This window comes from Candidatus Hydrogenedentota bacterium, assembly GCA_035450225.1.
GTDB lineage: Bacteria > Hydrogenedentota > Hydrogenedentia > Hydrogenedentales > SLHB01 > DSVR01.
Window position 1 is genome coordinate 24,293 of sequence record DAOTMJ010000006.1, and the last position, 23,831, is coordinate 48,123.

Here is a 23,831-nt window from a genome sequence, read left to right on the forward strand (position 1 = left end):
GTTCACCGGCCATTCCCAAAACCACCGCATGTACTGAAACTACCGACTTCGTTTCCCTTATACATGATTTTTGGGCGTTCATACAAATTCTTGAATTCGATGCATGCCTCAAATAAACAAGTTGACGTTGGATTCGGTGGCCTCGCCGAGGTAGTTGCCAACCCCGGCAATCTCGACGCCGTCAATGAGTTCTTCGCGTTTGATGCCCATGACGTCCATGGACATCGAGCAGGCCACAAGCCTTATCCCGTTCGCCTTTGCGGAGGCCATCAGTTCCGGTAGCGACAAAACGTTCTTTGTACGCATGACGTGCTTCATCATCATCGTGCCTATTCCCGCCATGTTCAGTTTCGACAATTTCAAGCGGTCGGCGCCTTTTGGCATCATCATGCCGAACATGCGATCGAGAAAACCTTTCGTCACAGACGGCCCTTTTTCCCTGCGCAAAATGTTCAACCCCCAGAAGGTAAAGAAAATCGTCACTTGGTCCCCCATGGCCGCCGCGCCGTTGGCAATAACAAACGCGGCCAGCGCACGGTCGAGATCATTCGAAAAACAAACGATTGTTTTTTTGTTGCCGGGCAATGGGACGCCTCCCGATGCCGGCACAGGCGCTTCGCCCTTGGCAATGCGCGCCACATACCGGCCGTTGGACACGGAAATGTCGCGCAGGGTGTTTCCGGTGCGTTTGCACCATGAGGGCACGTCGGCGGCAAAACCCGGATCGGATGCCACGACCTCTATTTCCTGGCCCGCGGCAAGTTTGGAAACGGCCTCCTTCACGCGCAGGAGAGGTCCGGGACATTGCATGCCCGTGCAGTCAAGTGATTCGACTGATACGGACGACGTGGCGGAAACAGCGTCCGGTTTCATCGCGCCCGAACCGCACGAGGCGGGCAAAGAACCGACGTCAGGCTTGTGATACCATGTCCATGTACGATAGCCGCCGTTGAGATTGCGTGCCTTGAAGCCCATTTGCTTCAGGATGCGATAGGCGATGTAGCCACGTAACCCAACGGCACAGTAGACGCCCAGTTCCCGGTCGCGGGGAAGTTCATCCGCTCGTGTGCGGAGTTCGTCGAGCGGAACAAGGATGGCATTGGGAAGCATGCCGCATTCCGTTTCCGCCGGATTACGGACATCAATCCATTGGACGTTTTGCGCTTCCTCGTCCGGCTCGATCGTTTCCATGTCGCCGTTCAGGATATTCGAGGCGACATAACCGATCATGTTGATGCCGTGCTTGGCGCCCCCGTATTGCGGGGAATAGGCCAGTTCGAGCTGCTCAAGGTCTTGAACCGTGACGCCGGCGCGCATCGCCGTTGCAATAGTATTGATCAACACGTCCGCGCCTTCCGCGCCGACCGCCTGAGCGCCTAGAATTTTTCCCTCCGGACTGAACAGAATTTTGACGCCAATCGGCTGCGCGTTCGGATAATAGCGGGGGTGCTGCATCGGATGGAGAAACGCGCGACGATAAGGCATTCCAGCCTGTCTGAGTTTCTTTTCGTTCCAACCCGTGCAGGCCGCCGTAAGCGAAAACACACGCACGATAGCCGTTCCCTGCGTTCCGCGATAAGACGATGCGCGCCCGCAGACGGCATCAGCGGCTATTCGGGCTTGGCGGTTCGCCGGACCCGCAAGGGGGAAGGCAGACGGCTCACCGGTGACGAGATCCGCCGTTTCCACGGCATCGCCCACGGCATAAATCGCCGGATCCGAGGTACGCATGGTTTCATCCACGCGAATATGCCCGCGTGCGCCCAGTTCGAGACCGGCTTCACGCGCCAATTCCGTATTCGGGCGCACCCCTGTGCACAAACACACGAAATCGCTTTCGATACGGGCACCGTTCTTCAGTTGGACACCGCGATCGTCCATGAACGCGACCGTCTTGCCAAGGCGGACGTCCACTTTGTTGAGTCGAAGTTCCTGAAGGAGCGGCTGTGTCATCTCGCGATCAAATGGCGGCAGCACTTGGTCCAACAACTCTATCAGGGCCACCTCCAAACCGAGCCGGCGAAGATTTTCAACCAGTTCAAGGCCGATAAAGCCCGCCCCAATAACCGTGGCCTTTTTTGCATTCCGCGCCACCGCTGCAATAGCGTCCATGTCGCCGAGATGGTTCAACACGTGGACCTTGGGACCGTCCGCACCCGGTATGGGGGGGCGAACCGGCGAGGCGCCCGGCGAAAGCACCAGAACATCGTACGGCTCGTCGTACGTCTCGCCCGATTCGAGGTTGCGAACCTCGACAACTTTTTTTTCGCGGTCGAGCCGCACCGCTTCATGGCGTGTCCGTATATCAAGCCTGTATCGCTGTTCAAGCGTCGGGACCGTTTGCACCAGCATGTCTGATCGTTCCCGAATCTCGCCGCCGATATAATACGGCATGCCACAATTCGCAAAAGACACGTCCGGTCCACGTTCCAACACCACCACATCCATCGTGTCGTCCAAACGCTTGATTCGGGCCGCACAGCTCATTCCGCCTGCGACACCGCCAACAATTACAACTTTTTTCCCCATAGTTCGACGCTCCTTCTATTGCAACAATCCGCTCAAGGTCTTAGACAATTCGCGAAGCAACCGTTCCCGATCGCTTTTTTTCCTCATGGCCTCCTCGATGCACAGGCATAGATGATGTTCCATCATGATTTGCTCCAGCGATCGTAGGGCGCCCCGGATGGCGCCGACCTGTTGCAGGGTGTCGAAACAGGGTCGTTGTTCCTCGACCATCCTCTTGACGCCTTTTATCTGCCCTTCAATCCGGCTCAGCCGGTCCAGCACATTTTTCCGCGTATCCATGCCGTATTCCGCTCCGTTTATAACCCTATTACATATACCGGGTATAAGTATATTCCCGCCGTGAGCCTTTTGTCAAGCCGGTTCCCACCATTGATCGGCGGTGTGCAAGTTTCTACAATACAATGGCGAACGGGCATGGTGGTCTCAACAGCGAAAGGACAGCGGCATGGCGACAGCGGCGGGCAAAGGCATTCGGGTAACGGTATGGAACGAGGGCGTTCACGAACGCCGGGACGAAGCCGTGCGGAAAATCTATCCGAACGGCCTGGGCGATCCCATCGCGAAATATCTGCGCAAACAGCCGGGTATCGCATCGGCGCACGTGTCCGAACTGCACCATGAGGGGCAGGGTCTGACGGACACGATCCTCGACAAGACGGACGTGATGACATGGTGGGGGCACATGGCCCATCATGAAGTCACGGACGAGAACGCGGAAAAGGTCCGGCGGCGCGTAAACGAGGGCATGGGTCTGATCGTCCTTCATTCAGGGCATATGTCCAAGCCTTTCATGAAACTGATGGGAACGAGTTGCTATTTGAAGTGGCGCGAGATTGGCGAATTGGAGCGCCTGTGGGTGGTGGATCCGGCGCATCCAATCGTCGAGGGGCTTCCGGAATATTTCGAACTTCCCCACACGGAGATGTATGGCGAACATTTCGACATTCCACAACCTGATCGCCTGGTATTCATCAGTTGGTTTCAAGGCGGAGAAGTGTTCCGAAGCGGTTGTTGCTGGCATCGGGGCCAAGGCAAGGTGTTCTATTTCCGCCCGGGGCACGAAACGTTTCCCATCTATTACGACAAAAATGTGCTTCGCGTAATTTACAACGCGGTGAAATGGGCCGCACAAACGGGCGTCCGGACTATTGTGCGGGGCAACGTGACGCCGATTGAAAACGTCGTTATTCGCGAATGACCCCGACAGGAGATCCGCGATGGCATGGTGCGTGATGCTCGGCGCGACGTTGATGGTGTGTCTGAACGTTTCGGCGGATGGCGGCTTGACGCTGGCGCGCAAGGCCGCGATCTTCCAGCATGACATGGAGCAACGCTTCCTGCTGGACGGTCAGGCGCTCTGCAAGCGGTATGTGCCGACGGAACGGCGTCCGTTCGTTTCATATAACATGCCGGATAATGCCTATATGACCGGTATTTACCTTGGCGCGCTGGCGATGAAATACGCCGTCACCCGCGACGAAGCGGACAAGGCCGCCGCATTTGACTCCATAAACGCCTTGCACCGCCTTTGCACGGTGAGCGGGAAAAAAGGCGTGCCTGCTCGCGCGATATGGCCCAAAGACCGGCCGCTTGCGGATGACGGTGAATGGCGCGATTCGCAGGACGGCAAGTACCGCTGGCGCGGTGATGTCAGCAGTGATCAACTTGATGGGATCGTTTTCGGCTACAGCCTCGCCTTTGACCTCGTCGCAGACGACAAACACAAAGAAATCATCGCGCAGGACGTGGGCGACATCGTCACGCACATTCTCGACAACGACATGCGAGTCGTTGATGTGGACGGCAAGCCAACGCGGTTCGGCAATTATTCACCTCAGTTTGTGAAGACCTTCGAGGCGATGAACGCGCTGGTCCTGCTGCAGCATCTGAAAGTGGCGGCGCACGTGACCGGCGACGACCGGTTCGCGCGCGAGTACCGGCGCATCGCCATCGAGGAAAAATATGCGGAGACTGCGGTGCGCGCGCGGTGGATGCTGTTCAAGGTCAATTTTTCGGACGATGTCATGCTGGCGCTTGCGTACTATCCGTTGTTCAGGCTTGAAAACGATCCTGTCCTCCGCGCCCATTACATCGCCAGTTTCAAGCGTTCATGGCATGGCGAGGGGCGCGTCCCCGGCATGAAAGCGCAACGTAATCTCGTCTATGCGCTGCTTGCGCGGGAGGTGCTCGGCGATGAAAACGCCATTGCGGAGAGCGTGGATAATCTACGCCTGTTTCCGCTCGACATGAAATGGAATCGGGACACCATCGCCGCCTACGGAAAAGAATTCGGATTCACATTCGAGCCAGCCCTGAAAAGCGCCGCGCCAAAACCCGGCGAGGCCGTGCCGCTCGACCGGCGCGCGCGGACGTGGTCGGCTTGGGTGCAGGATCCGTTTGCACATCCCGTCGAACAACGCCCGGACGAGGGAATCGAATACAACGGGCATGATTTTCTGCTGGCCTATTGGTTCGGGCGTTATTTGAAGTGCATAGCGCCCGATGAGTAGCAGATGAGAACCGCGATAAAACGCATCGCCCATGTTTTTTTTGCCGTTCTCTGGCTGACAGTCGGCGTGATGGGTTTGGAATTGCACGCGCGCTGGCATCAGCGGCGCATTGAAGAATTCAATCCCTTCGTTCTGGCGGCCAAAAAGGACGGCGCAATCTGGCAACATGCCGATTTGGATGGCGACAACCGGCCGGTTATCGAAACGCATGAAAACCGTTTTGCCGCCAACACGAGTGAAACGGTTGTCACCGACGACGATCATCTCGGAACGCAAATGGCCTCCCTGAACGAAGCCGATCGCGAACTGTTCGCCACGCTGCGCGAAATGGTCATTGCGCTCTACGATACGGACGGCGCCAATCTGGCCGTTTACGGCGGGCCGGATATTTCAGGGCGGCTCGGCATTCGAAAAGAAGACATCACGGGCAGGCCGTTCGAGGCATCTCCTCTCGGCCGGGAAGTGAAAGACGGCCTCGAATTGATTCGGCGCGTCGCACAGTCGGGCGCTCCGGACGGCACGGCCTTCACGGTGGCCTTGCCCCAAGGCCCGACTTCGTTTGAGATGAACGCCTATCCGGTAAAAGACGCTTCGGGTACTGTGCATGCCGTGGCGTGCGCCATCAGCAATGTGACGGGATTGTCGCTGACGGAAGTAATGGCCCGGCAGAAAAAGGCCGCGAATGATCGCATGTGGAAATCGCCATTCTTTGAATACCGAAAAAACGCCCGATTGAATGACAATTGGCACACGAACAACGCCGGATTCCGCGATCATGACGTCGAACTTCCCAAACCACGGGGACGGTTTCGCATTCTTTGTATTGGTGGCTCGACCACGGAAGAAGGACTCACAAACGAGACAACCTATCCGAAATTTCTTGAACAGGCCTTGCACGAAGCCTTTCCCGAACAAGACATCGAGGTGATCAATTGCGGCGTAGTCGGGTTGGATTCACTTGGAGAGCGCCGACGCACGCTGGATTATGTCCAACTTCAGCCCGATCTCGTCGTTGAATACGGCGCTGTCAACGATATTTGCCATGGCTATTTTCCAAAATGGAATGCGGAAATCAAAGGTTGGCGGGCATGGCTGGCGCGTTCGGTCTTTCTGGCCTCATGGGCCAATGCCTTGCTGTTGCCGGAACGTGACGTCCTTGAGGCGGACATGGAACAGATCACGTTTCACAACCTTCGCATCATGGTCCGCGTATTCAGGGAACGCGGTATTTCGGTTGCCTTTTGCAGTTTTGCCTGTCCGGACGCTGGATTGTTGAACCGGTCAGAACATGATTACATGCAATGGAACCTACGGTCGGCCTGGCAAGGCGGGTGTTTCACATTCTCTACTTATTGCCGCCTTCTAAAAATATACAACGCCAAACTCAAGGCGTTGTGCGAAGAACAAGACTTGATCTATCTGCCTTTCGCGGAACGATTCCATGGCGGCATCGCGATCTTCGGCGACATCACCCACATGCGTCCCAAAGGCATGAAACTAAAAGCCCAAGCCATCGCGGAACTACTTGCGCCACACCTTCGCGAGCGCTTACAGTAAACTTGCTTTCGAACAGCAACGCTGCGGGATTACATTCGTTCCACGCCATAGGGAACGGTCGTCACGATTGACGTGCGAAAATCCGAAAAAGATTCAGCGACGCGGCGGGCATCATTGCGGCTTTTACACACACCGAAGAGGGTCGGCCCGCTTCCGCTCATGGCGGCGGCCAGGCATCCGGCTTCGATCAGACGGGTCTTGGCCTCCTTGAGATTGGGATGTTCAGAAAAGACGGCGCTTTCCATGCGGTTGAAAACAACGCGCCCCAAGTCGCCCCGCGCCAGCGCGCGAATGGCCCCGCGGAAGGACGCCGTCCGGCCCGCAAAGGGCGTTTCGTGCGAATGTTCGAGTTTGGGATCGTTGTAGACGCGGCTTGCGCTGACGGCAATCGGGGGATGAACCAATACCAGCCACGTCTCGCGCAAAGGCGGCAGGGACGTCAAAACCTCGCCGCGTTTCGAGGCGGCGGCGGTTCCGCCCACGGTGCAGAACGGCACATCGGAACCCAGTTCAAGCGCGAGCGCGTGCAATTGCCGCGGCGCAAGCCGCAATTCCCAAAGCGCATCGAGCGCCACGAGCGTCGCGGCGGCGTTTCCCGATCCGCCCGCAAGGCCGGCCGCGATGGGAATATGTTTTTCAAGCCGGATTCGGACGCCGCCCGCAAACCCCGTCCGTTCCTTGAGCAACATGGCCGCGCGATACACCAGATTGGAATCCGCCGTGTCGAGTTCGGGCACGGAGCAAGACAGACTCACGCGCGGTTCGCCGTCCTCGAAATGGAGTTCGTCGTACAGGCTGACGCTCTGAAAGATCGTTTCGATATTGTGATATCCGTCGCGGCGACGGTCGAGCACGTCGAGATAGAGGTTGATCTTGGCATAGGAACGATATGCAATGCTCGAGGCCACGTTATTCCCCGGTTTCCGTCGCGTTTTCCCGCGCGAACAATCGTATCTCGCCGAAAGTCCCGCTTTGATGCGCCCGAATCTTGCCCATCCGGCAAAGTTCAAGAATGGCTAGAAAGCAACAGACCAGTTCAACACGGCTGCGGCATTCCCGGAAAAGGTCCACCCATGCGATGCTCTTTTTCGAGGCGAGTTGTTCTTCGATGTGCGCGATTTTTTCGTCAACCGACGCGCCTTCTCCGATTACCGTATGCGCCAGGTCGTCCGTGATGAAGCGCAAGACACCGCGAAACGCCTCGATCAGATCGTAAAGGCCCAGTTCGGGCAGTTCCTCGCCGTCCTCATCGGGGGGGATATCCGGCTTGACGCTTCGCGTGAACCAGTTGCCGCGCATATCCTCCATGTCTTGGAGGCGCTTCGCGACGTCACGAAACTTGCGGTATTCGAGAAGTTTCGTCACCAGATCGAGCCGTGGATCTTCCTCTTCGACTTCCTCGTCTTCGTCATCCTGTTCGACGGGCAATATCATCTTCGATTTGATATGGATCAGCGTTGCGGCCATCACGAGAAATTCGCCGGCGACATCCAAATTCCGGTCGCGCAATAATTCCAGGAAACGAATGTATTGTTCGGTGATCTTTACGATTGGAATATCGAAGATATCTATTTCCTGAGACTTGATTAGGTACAAAAGGACCTCGAACGGTCCCTCGAACTTGTCGAGTTGCAGGCGCAGCACCGCATCGGTCGCCTCGTCAACGATAAACGACTCTTCCGGAGGGGCTATCTCCGTTTTGGGGGCGGTCATTTTGGCCATCACAAATTTTTTCCAATAAGGCGCCGGCGATTCAATCGAACGTCATCGCAAGCACTTCGCCGATTTCCTTGACAAGGGTAAACGTGGTTTCGTCGCGGATTTCCTTCGGTATCTCCACCAAGTCTTTTTCGTTTTCCCGGGGAAGAATGATGTGCCGCATACCGGCACGATGAGCGGCGATCACTTTTTCCTTGATGCCGCCAACCGGCAACACGCGTCCGCGCAGGGTAATTTCACCCGTCATTGCAAACGGTCCCTTCGGCGCAACGTTGCGCAATGCGGAAAGCATGGAAACGGTTAGCGCGATCCCCGCGGAAGGCCCGTCCTTGGGAATGGCCCCTTCGGGCGCATGGACGTGCAGATCCGTGTTTCGGTAGAACGACGGCGAGATCTTCAAGGCTTCGGCATTGGCCCGCAGGTAACTATAGGCGGCGCGGGCCGATTCCTTCATTACTTCGCCCAGCTGGCCTGTCAGCGTGAGCATGCCTTTGCCTCTCATAAGGGAAGTTTCAATGGTCAGCGTGTCGCCGCCGGTGCTGGTCCACGCCATGCCGACCGCCACGCCGATCTGCGGTTCGAGTTCCGCGCGGATCGCGCTGTATTCGTAAGGGCCCAGCAGTTCGGGCAGGGAATCCGCATCCACGCATACAGGCGCATCGGGAACGGCGGTGACGACTTTGCGGGCAATCTTGCGGAAAACATTGGCGATCTGCCGTTCGAGTTCGCGAACGCCGGCCTCGCGCGTATAGCGCTCGATCAACACCTTCAATCCGCTGTCCGTAAGCGTCAGATGGGCATCGGTTACTCCGCACGCCTTCATCTGTTTCGGGATGAGAAACTGGCGCGCGATACGTTCTTTCTCATACAACGTATAGCCTGGCAGGCGAACGATTTCCATGCGGTCGTGCAGCGGCGGCGGTATCTCGTACTCATTGTTCGCCGTCGTGATGAAAAAGACCTCGCTGAGATCGAAGTCCACTTCGAGATAATGATCGTTGAACGCCTTGTTCTGCTCGGGATCCAACACTTCAAGCAGGGCGGCGGACGGATCGCCCCGGAAATCCATGCTCATCTTGTCGATCTCGTCGAGCATAAACACGGGATTACGCACCCCCGCCTTTTTCATACTCTGAATGATGCGTCCGGGCAACGACGCGACGTAGGTGCGCCGGTGTCCGCGGATTTCGGCCTCGTCGCGTATGCCACCGAGCGACACGCGCACAAACTTGCGGTTCATTGCCCGCGCGACCGACTTGCCCAGCGAGGTCTTGCCCACACCCGGCGGTCCAACCAGGCACAGGATGGGACCGTGTGGATTCTCGCTCAATTTGCGAACGGCAAGGTATTCGAGGATGCGCTCCTTCACCTTTTTCAATCCATAGTGATCCTCGTCGAGAATTTTCTGGGCCTCTTCGATATCGAGGGCGTCATCGGTGCGTTTTTGCCAGGGCATGTCAATCAGCCACTCGAGATACGTGCGCGTCACCGCGCTTTCGGGGCTCATCGCAGGCATGCGCTGATAGCGCGCCAGTTCGCGTTCGGCGCGTTCGCGGGTATCCTTGGGCATGCCGGATTTTTCTATGGCTTCGCGGAGTTCGACAATCTCATCGCCTTCCTCCCGATTGCCCAATTCCTGATGAATGACTTTGAGTTGTTCGTGCAGGTAGTATTCGCGTTGGTTCTGTTCCATCTGTTCACGAACGCGATCCCGGACTTTCTGCTCGATTTTCAACAGATCGTTCTCACGCATGAGGAGATTGGCGGTTTTTTCGAGTCGCGCACGGACATCAATGGCGTCAAGCAGTTCCTGCCGTTCCTCGAATCGGATCGAAAGATAGGCGCACACCAGATCCGACAGGACATCCGCGTCCGGTATGTTGCGCAACGACATGACGACCTCGGGCGCAATACGTTGGCTGAGGCGCACATACTCCTCAAATTGCGTCAAAACCATCCGCATCAACGCCAAATCCTTCTTGCCTTGCAGTGGCACGGGGGTAAACACACGCACGGATACCTCGGAAAACCCCCGGCTTTGGATCATTCGGCGCACGGACGCGCGCGCGAGACCCTCGACGACGATCTTCAATGTTCCATCCGGCATCCGCATGGTCTGAAGGATATTGGCGGTCACGCCGATCTTGTGCAGATCTCCCATGCCCGGCAATTCGATGTTCGGATCCGTCTGCGCGCAAATGAACAGCGGACGGTCCGAGGCGAGGCATTCCTCGACCGCCGCGACGGACGCCTGACGGCCCACCATCAGCGGCACCACCATGCGCGGGTAGACAACGGCTTCTTTCAGAGGCAGCAACGGCAACAGACCGCGCGGTGCGCTCTTCGGCATTTCGTCGGATGATTTCGGTTGGCGTCCCATTTTGCTAAACGTATCCTGCTTGGTTACTCGCCCAAGCAGGTATTCTAACAAACAACGCCATTCCGACACCAAGGAATTTGGGAACCGCCTTTCCCGTTGCAGTCTTGCCGGTTACCCTGCCCAGGTCAAGTGCAAAAACTGTAATTTCGGCACGCCGGTTCGGCTCGCGGCGTCAACCGAGTTTCCATGGAGGACGGTAAGAAGGACTGAGCATAGCCGCAGCGCCGGGATCGCCGATGATTTCCTCTTTCTCCGGATCCCAGTGAATCTTACGCCCGGTGTAGATGGCGATATTGCAGAGATGGCCGACCGAAGCGGATCGGTGGGCAATCTCGCAGGGGGTGATGGTTTCTTTTCGCGATTTCACGCACTCGATGAAGTTGCCATGATGGTCGTCGCTGTGGTAGAGGCGGATGGCGCCGTCGCCGACTTTTTCGGTGCGCAGGGAAACGGGATTGGCCTGGGTTTCGCCGCGGGTCACGAACAGCCAGCCGTCGTCGCCGATCCATTTTGTGCCCATCGGGTATTTGCTGCTGATCTTGATAACGAGGCCATCGGCGTAGGTGCAGGTGCAGTCATAATCGGTCGGCGCATCCCACAGTTGGCCCGACGGGATGACACCGGTGCCCTCGACAGTCACGGGACCGGTTTCATCGAGTCCAAGGCCCCAGTGTGCGATGTCGAGATGGTGGCCGACCCAGTCGAGCAGGGTGCCGCCGCCGTGCGCCATGACCCAGCGCCAATTTTTATGGACGCGCGCGGGGCAGTAGGGCGCCTTGGGCGCGGGGCCGAGCCATCGGTCGAAGTCGAGTTCTGGCGGAGGATCACAGGGGGTCGTCTGTTCCTTGTTTTTCGCGTAGTCCGTGTGGCCTTGGCCAAGCCCGACTTCCACGCACCGTATTTTCCCGAGGCGTCCGTTTCGCACCAGTTCGGCGGCCCGCCGGAAATTGGACACGCTGCGCTGCCAACTGCCGGTTTGCCAGATCCGCTTGTGTCGTTTCACCGCCTCGCAGATAGCCCTGCCCTCGACCAACGAATGCGACAGGGGTTTTTCCCCATAGATATCGAGACCGGCCTTGGCGGCCGCAATTGCCGGCAGGGCATGCCAGTGATCCGGCAGTGCAATCATGACGGCGTCGAGATCGTTGCGTGCAAGCAATTCCTCGAATTCGTTGTAGATCGCGCAATCCTTGTTGCCGTAGGCTTGATTGATCATGTCGCGCGACGCGATCAAATGGTTCCGGTCCACATCACATACCGCCACGACCTGAACATCGCCACGCTTCAGAAATTCCTCGATATTTGATGTGCCCATCCAACCCATGCCGATGCCGGCCATCACGACCCGTTCGCTGGGCGCGGCCCGTTTTTCGGATGCCGTTGCGCATCCGGCGGCAAAAACCGGCGAGGCTGCCGCCGCCGCGACGCCTTTCATGAAATTCCTGCGTGAAATTTGAGATCCCATAGTTCTTTCTCCCTGTTGTTTTCATACACACGTTAGCCGATGGCCCGTGTCAATATCCAGTATATGCCTGCACGTTCCCGTAAACGTCTGATCACGCGAGCGTCAGGCTCAACGCGGTGAAGGAATGTGCCGGAAACACATGCACCCACTCGCCGTGTGACGCCTCGACACGGATGCGTTTAGGCATGACCGTCTTGGGTGCGTCGAACGTGTTGACGTCGCGCGGCGAGGAAGCGTTCAGGATTCGGCCGCTGGCGATTTCGGCCTTTGTGCCGCGAAGATCGATTCGTGTTTCGATATCTTGATCCCAGGTTTGATTCGCAACCGTCAACAGAATTTTTCCCGCGGCGATGGATGCGCTTGCGCTCAGCGCCGGGGTTGAAAAAGTTTTGTGCAATCCTACGGGATGCCCTTCCAGCAAAGGACTTTCGACTTCCTGGGTGAGAAGACGTGCGCCCATATGCGGCCGCATCATATCGTATACATGGTAGGTCGGCGTCAATACCATCCGGGCCTTGTCGGTCATTGCAAGACATTGCAGGACGTTGATGGTCTGCGCGATGTTCGCCATCGAAACGCGGTGCGCATACCGGTTGAACAGGTTGAGCGCCGCGCCCGCAAACACGGCGTCGCGCAGGGTGTTGGCCTGTTCGAGGCCATTGTCCACAATGGCCGACGGATGCCACACGCCCCACTCGTCCACCGCCAATCCGACCTGCTTGTCCGGATAAAAATATCGGAGCACGGCATCGGCCAGTTGCAGATCGCGTTCCATCGCGACAAGGTCCACAAACAGCGCCTGATATTCCGATTCGGTAAAATGGATGCCGTCGCCGCGTCCGAAGTAGCGGTGGAGGCTCAGGTGGTCAATCAGGTCCGCATGCGGCATGGCGTTGCAAAAGTCGTGGTTCCACGATGCGAATGCCGGATTCTGGCCGTCCATCGGACTGCAACCGCACGCGATGAGTTCGATGGACGGATCGAGTGCCTTCATGAATGATCCATACCGAATGAATTCCTTCGCGTAATCCGCCGCGGCATAACGCCCGCCGCAGCCCCAGTTTTCGTTGCCGATCCCCCAATATCTGACGCCGTGCGGCTTTGCGCCGTCATTGATGGCCCGCGCGCGACTGAGGGTCGAGTCACCGCCGAAATTGCAGTATTCAAGCCATTCGAGCGCCTCGCGCGGCGATCCGGTCCCCACGTTGGCGCAAATATAGGGCTGACAACCCACCGCCTGGCAGAAGCGGATGAATTCATCCGTGCCAAACCGGTTCGGCTCCGCCTGCCGCCACCAGATGTTGACCGTCTGCGGACGTTCTTTCTTTGATCCAATGCCGTCGCGCCAATGGTACATGTCTGCGAAACATCCGCCCGGCCACCGTACGACCGGCGCACGCAATTGTTTCAGCGCGGCCAACACATCGAGCCTCAATCCGCCTTCGTTGGGAATCGGCGATTTGTGTCCCACCCAAATCCCCTCGTAGACGCAGCGCCCCAAGTGTTCCGCGAAATGACCGTAAATGTTTGGATTTATCGTGGTCCCGGGAAGATCCGCCCACAGCCGAATCACCGCACCGCTCATGCCGCACGCCCCCGTTTCGTTGCGTGGGCAATCCGATTGATCCGTCCGATCTGTCCGATCGTTCTCACGGAATCACCTCCCGCGGCTGATCGAATTGATCCAGATACGGAAAGATGTTGTCCGTGATGAAGCGCCGTGCTTCCCAGGCGTTCGAGGCCGCTTGTTCGATATCGTCTCCAGTGATCCGCTGCTGGCTGAAAATCGCTTTCAGTTCGACGAAAACTTCTTTTACATCATGCCGGAACGATTCGATAATAACATGAAAAGCCCCGCGGCTCTCCGGGGTTTCCGGCAACACGAAACGGAGCCCGCCCACCGCGATGGGGCGCCTAAAGTGGGGGCCGATGCATCCTTCCTGCCGGCAGGCATGGTCAAGCAGAAAAATGCGCGCGTCGTCAAAATGCGTCAGCGCGAATGTTGAACGCAATGTGACCGTCTGTGCGAGGAAACAGGGTTGTTCAATAATTTGCAAGACTCTCGGCGCAATTTCGCGAACCTTGTCCAAAAATCCCGAAAGCGGGATGTCCGCCCACTCCTCGATCAATACCAAACGGTCCGGAAGAAACAATGCCATTGATTGAGTATTGGTGCTGCGTTTCGAATGGAAACGAAATTGCGGTGGCGCGCTGAAATCGGTGCTGTCGTAACTCGCGCGCGTCTGCGTGAGTTCAAAATAGAGCTTTTGCAAGGCCGGCACGCGGTATTGCACCGGCGCATGCAACAATTCCATCGAAAAATGTATCGAACGGTCTTCGGTATGCATAACATTCTCCCGTCCCGAGGACTGAAATGAAGTATACGGGAAGAACCTTATACAGGGCGAATTTTTCAATGGCCTTGAAAAGTGATGAACGGGCCAACAGGCTTGGCCGGGCCAGAATGAAATAACCCCAAAAACACGCCCTCTGTTTCAAAATTGTGCCGCGAGCGCGAATGGAATGAACTGAGAGAGCGAATCATTGCTGTCCAAAACAATTGCATAAAAACCACAATACCGCAAGGAGTCACGTTTTACCTTTTTATTCCGTTCATCTGTTCAATATCTGCGTGTATCTGCCTCATCTGCGGAAAACCACATGATCCACAGATGACGCAGATGGAAAACAGGGCACGAATGTTCGGACCAGGCGATTCCAAACTCGAATCCGCATGTCAGAGTGGTCCAAAATACGATTGACTGGGGGGCACTTCTTTTTCATCGCTAAGAAGAGGTGTCCTAAGAACGCTTTCCCGAAAAAATCGTTGTCTATTTACTCAACATGGCTTTCTGCAAGCCGCAATTTGGACAGAGATGAGAGCGAATCATGAATGTTGCGCGCGAGATGTTTGTGCGCGACGGTTATGAAGCGGTCACCTTGAGAAGCATTGCCCTGGCGATCGAGTATACGCCGGGTTTTGTCTATAAACTTTTCAAGGACAAACAGTCGTTGGTGAGAGAAATCATTCGCAGGGATTCCGATGACCTGCGCATCCATTTACTGGAATGCCTGAAAGTGGGCAACCCCGTTAGGCAGTTGGTTGAAATGGCCCGGTTGTACGGCGAGTGGGCGGTCACGCATCCCAACCATTACCGCCTGATGCTCGTCCCGCCGCCGGCTTGGGTTGAACAAAACCGGGAGCTGCACCGGCAAAAACGCATTCCCCTGGAACAGGAAGCCCTTTCAGTTCTGACTGTGCTTGTCAAAGAAGCCATAGGGTTGCTTAAGGCAAAATATGCGGAACCGGCGCTTGTTGCGGCGACGTTGTGGGCAGGAATTCACGGCGTTGCACTGCTGGAAATCACGATGACGCCAAAAGACAGGGCGCTGCTCGGTGGGAAAGACACTACTTTCGAGGCGCGCTTCAAAACACTGTGTGATGTATTCTTGGATGGTTTTCTCAACGACCGGCCAGAATAGGGGACAATTTGATGAGACCAGCTAATACTTTATCCGAACAAGATACGGCGTCCCATGAACTAGATGTGCCTCGGCACGTGGATTGGGTGGACGCAAAGTTCGCTCTTTTGCTTGGCGTCATCATGGTGTTTGTGAAAGTGACTTCAGATGCCCATCCGGATTGGCATTTCTGCAGGACAACGATCGATGACATTGCTTCTGTCATGATCATAGGCTATGTAATCGCACGGGCACGGCGGCACCCCGAAAAGCTTGATGAGTGGGGCCTTTCGACGCCCATTACCTGGCCGGCGGTGCTCATGGGCGTGGCGCTGGCCGCCATCGGCATCGGAATGCTGGTCGCCGGGACCATTTTGGCCAATGGCACGCTCTCTTTTGAGCCTGCTTACGTGTCGCAGATGATCGAGTATATCCCCGCGGGGTTCCCGCAACAGTTCGTGATGTGCTCGATAGGCTTGGCGGCTTTGTCGACGCTGCGCGCGTTTAGGGGTTCCTGGCGATTACCGCTTGCGGTGGGCGTTGTGTTTAGTCTCGCCCATTTCTGGACTCCGGCACGCATTCCGGGCACCATCGTTCCCGTACAGATGATTCTTACCCTGCCGGCTGGCTTTTTCGCGGCCTTCTACTTCCTCAAGTTCCGCACCATCGTTCCGCTCACGGCAATCCATGCCGTCATGTACCCCTTGCTGCACAATTGGATCGAAATGTGCCTGTAATTAAAGTCCAGACAGGAGCGGCTCCTGAACACTCATACTTATTGACATAGAATGACTTGCGAAGGGGCGCCATGCGGACGATTCATTGGACAGCAGTTAACGCAGTAAACGTCATGTGAATCTATCATAGCGCTCCGGCCTGATTTCGCAAAGGCAAGATTCCGGAAATTCCGCCGCGCCCATTTGTTCCCGGCCTGTCCTTCCGCTACACTACCGCGCAATACCGGCGGAGGAGACAACGATGGGCAAACATGTGGCATTCGCGGTGGCGGCGCATCCCGACGACGTCGAATTCATGATGGCGGGCACGTTGCTGTTGTTGGGCGAAGCCGGATACGAACTGCATACGATGAACATCTGCAACGGCAGTTGCGGCACGGCCGTCGAGGATCGCGACGCCATCGTTGCGCGCCGGACGCAGGAGGCCCGCGAGGCCGCGCGCACGCTGGGCGCCGTTTTCCACGAACCGCTTGTGGACGATCTCGATCTCTTTTACGAACGGCGAATCGTGGACCGCATGGTGTCCATTGTGCGCGAGGTGCAACCTTCCATTGTTCTTCTCTCTTCGCCGCAAGATTATATGGAAGACCACATGAACGCCTGCCGGGTCGTCGTGACGGCCGTTTTTTGCCGGGGCATGCGCAATTATCCCGCCGTTCCGCCCCGCCCGGTCTACATGGGCGAGGTCACGCTGTACCACGCGCTGCCGTGGGGATTGCGCGACAGTCTGCGGCGCATCGTCACGGCGGGTCAGTATGCCGACATTTCGACCGTCCTCGCGCGCAAACGGGAAGCGCTCGCCTGCCATAAAAGCCAGAAGGAATGGCTCGACGCCAGCCAAGGACTCGACAGTTATCTCATCACCATGGAGGAGATGGCGCGCGAAGTCGGCCGCCAGTCCGGTCGCTTCGAGTATGCGGAAGGTTGGCGCCGGCATCTCCACCTTGGCTTTTGCGCTGAAAACGCCGATCCGCTCGCCGACGCCCTCGGAGAGAAGTGCGTCGTGTCCGAAGAATACGAGCGGGCGCTTGTTCGCACTCCGAACAATTGAAAGGGATTCCGTGTCCCGCCGCTTGAAGTTCAGACTTTCCCTGATGATGTTTCTGGAATATTTTGTTCCCGGCGCGACGGTTCCCGTGCTCAGCCTGTACCTGAAAAATCATCTGCATTTTCCCGCTTACCAGGTCGGCGAGATCTTGGCCATGCCCGCGCTGGCGGGTTTCCTCGCGCCGTTTTTCATGTCGCACATCGCGGACCGTTTCATCAGTTCGGAACGCCTGCTGGGCCTCTGCCATCTGCTGGCCGCCGGCACGATGATCATCCTGGCCCGGCAGACGGAATTCCTCCCCTTCCTGGCGCTTTTTTGCGTCTACGGCCTTTTGTTCACGCCGACCTTTGGCCTGACCAACGCCATCGCGTTGCATCACGTTCCCGATGCCCGGCGCGACTTCGGCGGGATACGCATGTGGGGCACCGCGGGCTGGGTCGTCGTTGCTTGGGCATTTGGGTATTTCTGGCTGCGGGGCGGTCTAGGCGACGACCGTCTTCCCCACGCCCTGTACGTCTCCGCGTTCACTTCGTGCGTCCTCGCGGCCTACTCGTTCACGCTGCCCCGCTCGCATGTCCGGGCCGTGGACCGTTCCACGCTCATGTACTGGAACGCGCTGCGCGTTTTCGCGCAACCGGGCCTGATCCTGCTTTGCGTCCTCACCTTTGTCAACAGCATGGTGCATCAATTCTATTATTTCGGAATGAGTCCCTTTTTGAGCCAACTCGGATATCGCGGCAGTTATATCATGCCCGCCATGAGCATCGGCCAGATTTCCGAAGTCGTCGTGCTGGGTCTGCTGGGCGCGTGCCTCGCGCGGATTGGAATCAAGCGCGCCATGATCATCGGCGCGTTTGCGCAGGGTCTGCGTTACATCGCTTTTGCCGTCGGCGAGCCGACGGGGCTCATTCTGGCCGCCATCGCCACCCACGGCGTTTGCTACGCATTCTTCTTCACCGCCGGGTATATTTACATTGATCGCCATAGCACCCCCGAAACGCGCGCGGGCGCGCAACAGATCTTCACCATCATGATTTCCGGATTGGGCGTGCTCGGCGGTTCCCTCGCGTCAGGTTTCACGGGCCAATTGTTCACCGATCCCGCGACCGGCCATATCCATTACGGATTGTTCTGGCTGGTTCCCGCCGCACTCGGCCTTGCCGTTTCGGCCGTGTTGGCGTTCCGGTTCAAGGAACAGGCCTGACGCGCCGGACACAGGTCACCACGTAAGCCATGTCACGCCGTCTTTGTCCACACGGAATTTTCGCGCACGGATGCTCGAACCGGCGCCTTCCTCATAATAAACAATCAGGATGCTGCCGTCCTTGAGCGTAACCATGCTCGGATAGGCGCCGCCGACGGTATCCACTTCGACATTCGGACTCCATGTCCGGCATTCGTCGAGGGAGTAGTGGAGGCTCGTGTTGGGGATGCGATGGGCGCAAACGATAATCCCCTCGGGGGTGCGGTGCAGATGCGGGCAATGCCCGGGAAATCCCATCGGCTGCGATACGCTCCACGTCTTGCCGTTGTCCTCGGAAACCGAATACCGCATGCTTTCCTTGGCGGTGCGCTGCGCCGCGTACCACGCGCCATCCTTGAGGCGGATCACGTCCGTTTCCGCATCGAGGCGCAGACCCCCATTGTCTATGTCAACCGGTCTCGACCATGTTCGGCCGGCGTCGGACGAAAGGGTCACCGCCCCGTTGGCGTCGCTGCCGGTTTCACGATACAAACCCAGAACCAGCACCCCGCCGGGCATTTCGCGGATGGGCGCGCTGCAATAGTAGGTCGAACTGATGCAACGCGGTTCAGACCACGTTTTTCCGCCGTCGGACGATTCGACCAGCCAACTTCCCAACCCGTCCCATTTGCCGCCTTCCTTGGCCCGCAACGAAAAGAAATTGCACAGGATTCGCCCGTCGGCCAGTTGGACAACCGACGGATCGCGGTCGTCGTCCGGACCGTCGTGGACGATCTGCGCGGGCGTCCACGTCTTTCCCTCGTCCGACGAGAAGCAGCCGGCCACGGCGCCGCCTTTTGGAAGGGCGTCGTTTGGAAGTGAAACATGGCCGTATCCCGCATAGAACACACAGAGAAGGCGGCCGTCTTTCAGACGGCAAACGTCGGGAAACGCCTCATACGCGCCCTGCCCCGCGTCGGCGCACACCAGCACGTAATCCCGGTCAACAACCCGTTGGCCCTGTGCCTGCAATCCCGACAGGGACATTACGATCGACAAGCCCGCTACCATCGCATTGATTCTCATTACGAAATTCCTCCTGCATGTCTGCATCGAAGAATAGGCTCTGCCGGACGGGGGTGTCAATTTTGCGGCGCGTTCACGCGATAGATGCGTAGCCGTGGCCAGCCCTTGAAATCCGTATCCGTAAAAAGCCAGCCGTTTTCACGAAAACGCGCTTCGATGCGCGATGGATCGGCCCACAGCCATACGGCCACCCAAGCCGTCCCGCCGCGATCGTGGGCCTTGCGCACGTGGGCCGGGATCTCCGACCAGACCAATGCGCAGTCCAGCCGTTCCCGCGGCCAGCGGCTATGGTATGCCATCGCCCACAGGTTGAGATCCTGAAAAGCGATGAAGGTGTCCTCCGGCCCCGCCTGCGCCTCGACGTACCGGCATGCGGAACGCCAGTCCGGACGGAACGGTCCCACGGCAACCGCGCTCGCTTGATGACCGTAGAGCAGAAGCAGCGCGGACAAGACGGCCCGCTTTGCCCATCGCCGCGGGATGGCATCCACAGCCGCCCCAAGCAAAAGATAGACGGGCAGCGATGCGTACAGCACATAACGCGGCACAAAACAGGGACGCCACAACCATGAAACGGCAAAAAGGCCCATCGTCGGCACGGCAAGCCAAAGTAGAATAAGATACGGCCGGCGGCAATGGGCGATTGGCCGTTGAACATTCCCGACGGGCATGTCCGGGCACGTCCACCTGCCCTTTTTTCCCGTTTTGACTATGTGCAGCAGATACCAACCGATCAACCCAAAAACCAGAACGGCCAAAGGAAAATCGAGCGAAACGCCTGTTGAGAGATGCGCGGACGGATTTTCGTTTGTCGGACGCCCGCCGGCGAAGATGAGCAACGCCACGATTGCCTCGCGCCAACCCGGACGCGCCATCCATGATGCCGCGCCATGGATTCCCTTGAAGTCCGCGTCCAACAGCCACGTGGCAAGTCCAATCGCGACGATGCCGTGTGCGACGCCCCATGGAATCCAAATTCGCCGTCTCCGGCATGCCGCAAGATAAAGCCCTTGCGCCACGAATAAAAAAACTGAAAAAAGATGAGTAAATGCGAGCAAGGCATTGATTGCGAGATGCAATACCCACCATGCCGGGCCTTTCGATGACATCGCCCCCGCTAGAGCGTACATGGAGAGGATCGCCAGGAGCATGACAAGGGCGTACACCCGGATTTCCTGCGAATAATAGACGTGAGGAAGTGAAACCGCCATTGCCGCCGCCGCGATGAGTCCCGCGTTGGCATTGATGATTCGCCGTCCAAGGACGTAAAGCAAGACTATCGAACTCAATCCCGTGATGATGGACAGGATGCGCATGACCCTTTCATCGGGCGAGAAGATCCGCGACCACGCATGGGCCAACGTAAAATAAACGGGCGTCATGGGCGGGTCCTTTGCCCGTTCGCACCGGATGAAGGCCCCCAACGCCGGTTCCGGAAGGCATCGCAGAGTCACGACTTCATCCCACCACGCCGACTCGTTCGGCAATTGCCAGCAACGAAGCAGCGCCGCGACCATCATGATCCCCGTCAGACAGACGAATGATGTTCCAATACCCGTTACAGGGATTCCCGTGCGCACAAGGAATGACTGGATGCTTGCCCTGTCAGCGGTTGGCTCCATTGTCCCCCGCAAACTCCATTATCTCTCTTTTTCTTGCCCTGCACAGTCCATCAAGCGCAATACCCCAAAACCAAAAAGGCGGGCTTCGGCAGCCCGCCCATACAATTCGCCTTCGTCCGTCTCAAGGGACGGCCGCCCATTTGGGCGGAGTTCGCTTCGCGCCAATCATCGCCCGAATTTCCGCAAATGCCCGCACAGCGCACGCCGGGCAGTAGCCGTGGCTGATATGCTCATCGGCCAAGGCAACCGGATCCGGTTGGACCCATTGTTTGCCTTTGCGGACTTGTTTGCAAATACAGCACTGAACAATCATATTCCTCGCTTTCTCCCCGATTCAATTTGGTGGCGTCGGTTTGAAAGAGCATAACCTGTGCCTACTCGAAGACACCGGACTGCAATCTGCCTAACTCATTCAACTCTAATAGATTATACCAATCAACGTCATCGGCGTTTTGCGCAGGGTCGCCATTCGCAACACCTTTTTTCGACCCATTCTGCCGAATCATGGACACTTTTTGTCAGTCTGCCGTCCAATAATGGGATATTACTTGACATATTTCATAATGTCAAGCATTATTTTGAGCCCCTGAAAATCGAGGGGATTCCTTTCCAAAACACAATAGCCTGATGATGTCAGTGGACTCGACACTACATATCGTTTTATAATGGCAGAAATGGATGCTTCCGAAACCCATTATGGACTCGGCAAGGATTTCCCAAGCCGGTCCGAAGGAGGCCACTCATGATCGAGGTCAAAGGCCTTGTCAAACGCTACGGGCCGATAACCGCGATTGACGACGTGTCGTTCTGTGTTGAATCCGGCGAAATTTTGGGATTCCTGGGACCGAACGCGGCGGGCAAAACGACGACGATGCGCATCCTGACCGGCTTTTCGCCTCCGACGAGCGGCACGGCCCTTGTCGAGGGATTCGATATTACGCGGAATCCCATCGAGGTCAAGCGACGTGTTGGCTACCTGCCCGAGAATGTACCCCTGTATGGCGAAATGCTCGTATCGGGTTTTCTGCGTTATGTCGCTGAAATCAAAGGAATTCCGCGGCAGGCCCGGACGCGCGAGGTCAACCACGTGATGGAACGATGCGGCGTGGCGCATATGGCCAAGCGCATTATCGCGAACCTCTCGAAAGGCTACCGGCAGCGGGTCGGCTTGGCGCAGGCGCTTATCGGCAATCCGCCGGTCCTGATCCTGGATGAACCCACTGTGGGACTCGACCCGCAGCAAATCATCGAAATACGCCGAATGATCAAGGATCTCGCCAAGGAACACACCGTCCTGCTGAGCACCCACATCCTTCCCGAAGTGACCATGATCTGCCAGCGCGTCTTGATTATTCACCGGGGACGCATCGTCGCGCAGGATTCCATGGAAAATCTGGTTGGCGGCCCGAAAACGACCTGTGAAATCCAAATTGGCATTCCGGATGCCGGTCTTCAGGGGAATGATGTAGGCCATGCGGACCGGATCAGGCAAATTCTTATGGATTTGGACGGAATCGAAAAAGTGGTGGACGAAGGCGAAGGCCGCTTCAGTGTCCAAGGCGTATCCGGAGGCCCATGGCGGGAGCAAATCGCCGGGGCGATTGTCGGGGCCGGATATACCCTTCGCGCCCTTCGTGAGCGGGGACGCACCCTGGAGGACATCTTCGTGGCGGCGGTCACGTCCGATGCGGGAGACCCGTCATGAGAAACACATGGGCCGTCTGCAAACGCGAATTCGCGAGTTATTTCCTGACCCCCATCGGCTACGTGGTCGTTGGAACCTATGCGCTCATATCCGGGCTTGGATTCAGCGCGTCGTTTTTGTTCTATGCCAAGGTCAGCGTCAATCCGTCCGAATTTGCCTATTCGGGCGTGCCGAGTTTCACGGAAACGCTGTTGAGCCCGTTCCTGGTTTTCTGCGGCATGCTGGTCATGTTCATCGGGCCGCTGGTCACAATGCGGCTGCTTGCCGAGGAACGCAACCGCGGCACGATGGAACTGCTGCTGACGCATCCCCTGCGCGACCGTGAAATCGTTTTCGGAAAATTCGGCGCCGCGCTGGGCATGCTGCTGGTCATGATGGCGGTGATCGGGGTGTATCTGGGCATCATGGCCTATTACGCGACCGTGGCCGCAGACGTTCTTCTTTTTGGCCTCTTGGCCGTTTTTCTCATGGGAACCGCCTTCATGAGCCTCGGCCTTTTCGTGTCGGCGATGGCCGGCAATCAGATCACTGCGGGCACAATGACATTCGGTCTCAGCCTCGTGCTCTATATCCTCGGCACGCTCGGCGAGAACCTTCCCAAGAAGAATCCCGCGCCGGACACCTGGCCCGAAACGCTGCGCAACGCCGCGGGGACCGTGTACGGGGTGTTTCGCGAAGCGGTCCAACAACTGCCGCTCGACGCGCACGCCAAGGAAATGGCAAAGGGCATTCTGCAGCCGGAAGATATCGCATACTACCTGCTGGTTTCAGCCTTTTTCCTGTTCCTGACGTTCCGCGCGATCGAAAGCCGGAAGTGGAGGGCATAAA

The 23,831-nt window shown here is 57.3% G+C and carries 19 protein-coding genes; 9 read left to right on the forward strand and 10 right to left on the reverse strand.

Going from position 1 to position 23,831, the window contains the following annotated elements; genetic code table 11:
• Window positions 1-108: 108 nt before the first annotated feature.
• The gene (locus tag P5540_05535; GenBank protein HRT64271.1) at window positions 109-2,529 is read right to left on the reverse strand and encodes a DsrE/DsrF/DrsH-like family protein; all 2,421 of its coding nucleotides are present in this window, start codon (window positions 2,527-2,529) and stop codon (window positions 109-111) included.
• Window positions 2,530-2,544: 15 nt separating this feature from the next.
• Window positions 2,545-2,808: a metal-sensitive transcriptional regulator gene (locus P5540_05540; protein ID HRT64272.1), complete on the reverse strand. Its 264-nt coding sequence runs from the start codon at window positions 2,806-2,808 to the stop codon at window positions 2,545-2,547.
• 166 nt (window positions 2,809-2,974) lie between these two features.
• Between P5540_05540 and P5540_05545 the strand changes: the two genes are divergently transcribed.
• From P5540_05545 to P5540_05555, 3 genes are read left to right on the forward strand one after another with little or no spacing between them, the layout of a single operon-like run.
• Window positions 2,975-3,727: a ThuA domain-containing protein gene (locus P5540_05545; GenBank protein HRT64273.1), complete on the forward strand. Its 753-nt coding sequence runs from the start codon at window positions 2,975-2,977 to the stop codon at window positions 3,725-3,727.
• Between the two features lie 19 nt (window positions 3,728-3,746).
• Window positions 3,747-5,039: a hypothetical protein gene (locus P5540_05550; GenBank protein ID HRT64274.1), complete on the forward strand. Its 1,293-nt coding sequence runs from the start codon at window positions 3,747-3,749 to the stop codon at window positions 5,037-5,039.
• A 3-nt stretch (window positions 5,040-5,042) separates the two neighbouring features.
• Entirely contained in the window at window positions 5,043-6,596 is a 1,554-nt protein-coding gene (locus P5540_05555; GenBank protein HRT64275.1) for a GDSL-type esterase/lipase family protein, read from the forward strand.
• Window positions 6,597-6,625: 29 nt separating this feature from the next.
• On the opposite strand, the gene ispE is transcribed toward P5540_05555, so the two are convergent.
• The 6 genes from ispE to P5540_05585 all read right to left on the reverse strand — a co-directional run bounded on the left by ispE (window position 6,626) and on the right by P5540_05585 (window position 14,508).
• Window positions 6,626-7,504, reverse strand: a complete 879-nt coding sequence (gene ispE / locus P5540_05560) for a 4-(cytidine 5'-diphospho)-2-C-methyl-D-erythritol kinase (protein HRT64276.1) — start codon at window positions 7,502-7,504, stop codon at window positions 6,626-6,628.
• A gap of 1 nt (window position 7,505) precedes the next feature.
• A complete protein-coding gene (locus tag P5540_05565; GenBank protein ID HRT64277.1) occupies window positions 7,506-8,318 on the reverse strand; it encodes a segregation/condensation protein A in 813 nt (270 codons plus the stop codon).
• A gap of 31 nt (window positions 8,319-8,349) precedes the next feature.
• Window positions 8,350-10,695, reverse strand: a complete 2,346-nt coding sequence (gene lon, locus P5540_05570; protein HRT64278.1) for an endopeptidase La — start codon at window positions 10,693-10,695, stop codon at window positions 8,350-8,352.
• Between the two features lie 172 nt (window positions 10,696-10,867).
• Window positions 10,868-12,160, reverse strand: a complete 1,293-nt coding sequence (locus tag P5540_05575) for a Gfo/Idh/MocA family oxidoreductase (GenBank protein HRT64279.1) — start codon at window positions 12,158-12,160, stop codon at window positions 10,868-10,870.
• Window positions 12,161-12,251: 91 nt separating this feature from the next.
• Window positions 12,252-13,745 carry an alpha-L-arabinofuranosidase C-terminal domain-containing protein gene (locus P5540_05580; GenBank protein HRT64280.1) on the reverse strand — a complete coding sequence of 498 codons (1,494 nt, stop codon included), beginning with the start codon at window positions 13,743-13,745 and terminating at the stop codon, window positions 12,252-12,254.
• A 64-nt stretch (window positions 13,746-13,809) separates the two neighbouring features.
• On the reverse strand, window positions 13,810-14,508 hold the full coding sequence (locus tag P5540_05585) for a hypothetical protein (GenBank protein HRT64281.1): 699 nt from the start codon (window positions 14,506-14,508) through the stop codon (window positions 13,810-13,812).
• Window positions 14,509-15,049: 541 nt separating this feature from the next.
• Between P5540_05585 and P5540_05590 the strand changes: the two genes are divergently transcribed.
• The 4 genes from P5540_05590 to P5540_05605 all read left to right on the forward strand — a co-directional run bounded on the left by P5540_05590 (window position 15,050) and on the right by P5540_05605 (window position 18,611).
• Window positions 15,050-15,643 carry a TetR/AcrR family transcriptional regulator gene (locus P5540_05590; GenBank protein HRT64282.1) on the forward strand — a complete coding sequence of 198 codons (594 nt, stop codon included), beginning with the start codon at window positions 15,050-15,052 and terminating at the stop codon, window positions 15,641-15,643.
• A gap of 86 nt (window positions 15,644-15,729) precedes the next feature.
• Window positions 15,730-16,359: a hypothetical protein gene (locus P5540_05595; GenBank protein ID HRT64283.1), complete on the forward strand. Its 630-nt coding sequence runs from the start codon at window positions 15,730-15,732 to the stop codon at window positions 16,357-16,359.
• A 241-nt stretch (window positions 16,360-16,600) separates the two neighbouring features.
• Window positions 16,601-17,410: a PIG-L family deacetylase gene (locus P5540_05600; protein ID HRT64284.1), complete on the forward strand. Its 810-nt coding sequence runs from the start codon at window positions 16,601-16,603 to the stop codon at window positions 17,408-17,410.
• Between the two features lie 10 nt (window positions 17,411-17,420).
• Window positions 17,421-18,611, forward strand: coding sequence for an MFS transporter (locus P5540_05605; protein ID HRT64285.1), 1,191 nt, complete (start codon window positions 17,421-17,423; stop codon window positions 18,609-18,611).
• Between the two features lie 15 nt (window positions 18,612-18,626).
• Here P5540_05605 and P5540_05610 read toward each other — a convergent pair whose 3' ends face one another.
• Window positions 18,627-19,676, reverse strand: coding sequence for a sialidase family protein (locus P5540_05610; protein ID HRT64286.1), 1,050 nt, complete (start codon window positions 19,674-19,676; stop codon window positions 18,627-18,629).
• A 56-nt stretch (window positions 19,677-19,732) separates the two neighbouring features.
• Window positions 19,733-21,298, reverse strand: a complete 1,566-nt coding sequence (locus P5540_05615; GenBank protein ID HRT64287.1) for a glycosyltransferase family 39 protein — start codon at window positions 21,296-21,298, stop codon at window positions 19,733-19,735.
• A 742-nt stretch (window positions 21,299-22,040) separates the two neighbouring features.
• Between P5540_05615 and P5540_05620 the strand changes: the two genes are divergently transcribed.
• Complete coding sequence (locus tag P5540_05620; protein ID HRT64288.1) at window positions 22,041-23,003, forward strand: ABC transporter ATP-binding protein; 963 nt, start codon at window positions 22,041-22,043, stop codon at window positions 23,001-23,003.
• Window positions 23,000-23,830, forward strand: a complete 831-nt coding sequence (locus P5540_05625; GenBank protein HRT64289.1) for an ABC transporter permease subunit — start codon at window positions 23,000-23,002, stop codon at window positions 23,828-23,830. The genes P5540_05620 and P5540_05625 overlap by 4 nt, the downstream gene beginning before the upstream one ends.
• Window position 23,831: the final 1 nt, after the last annotated feature.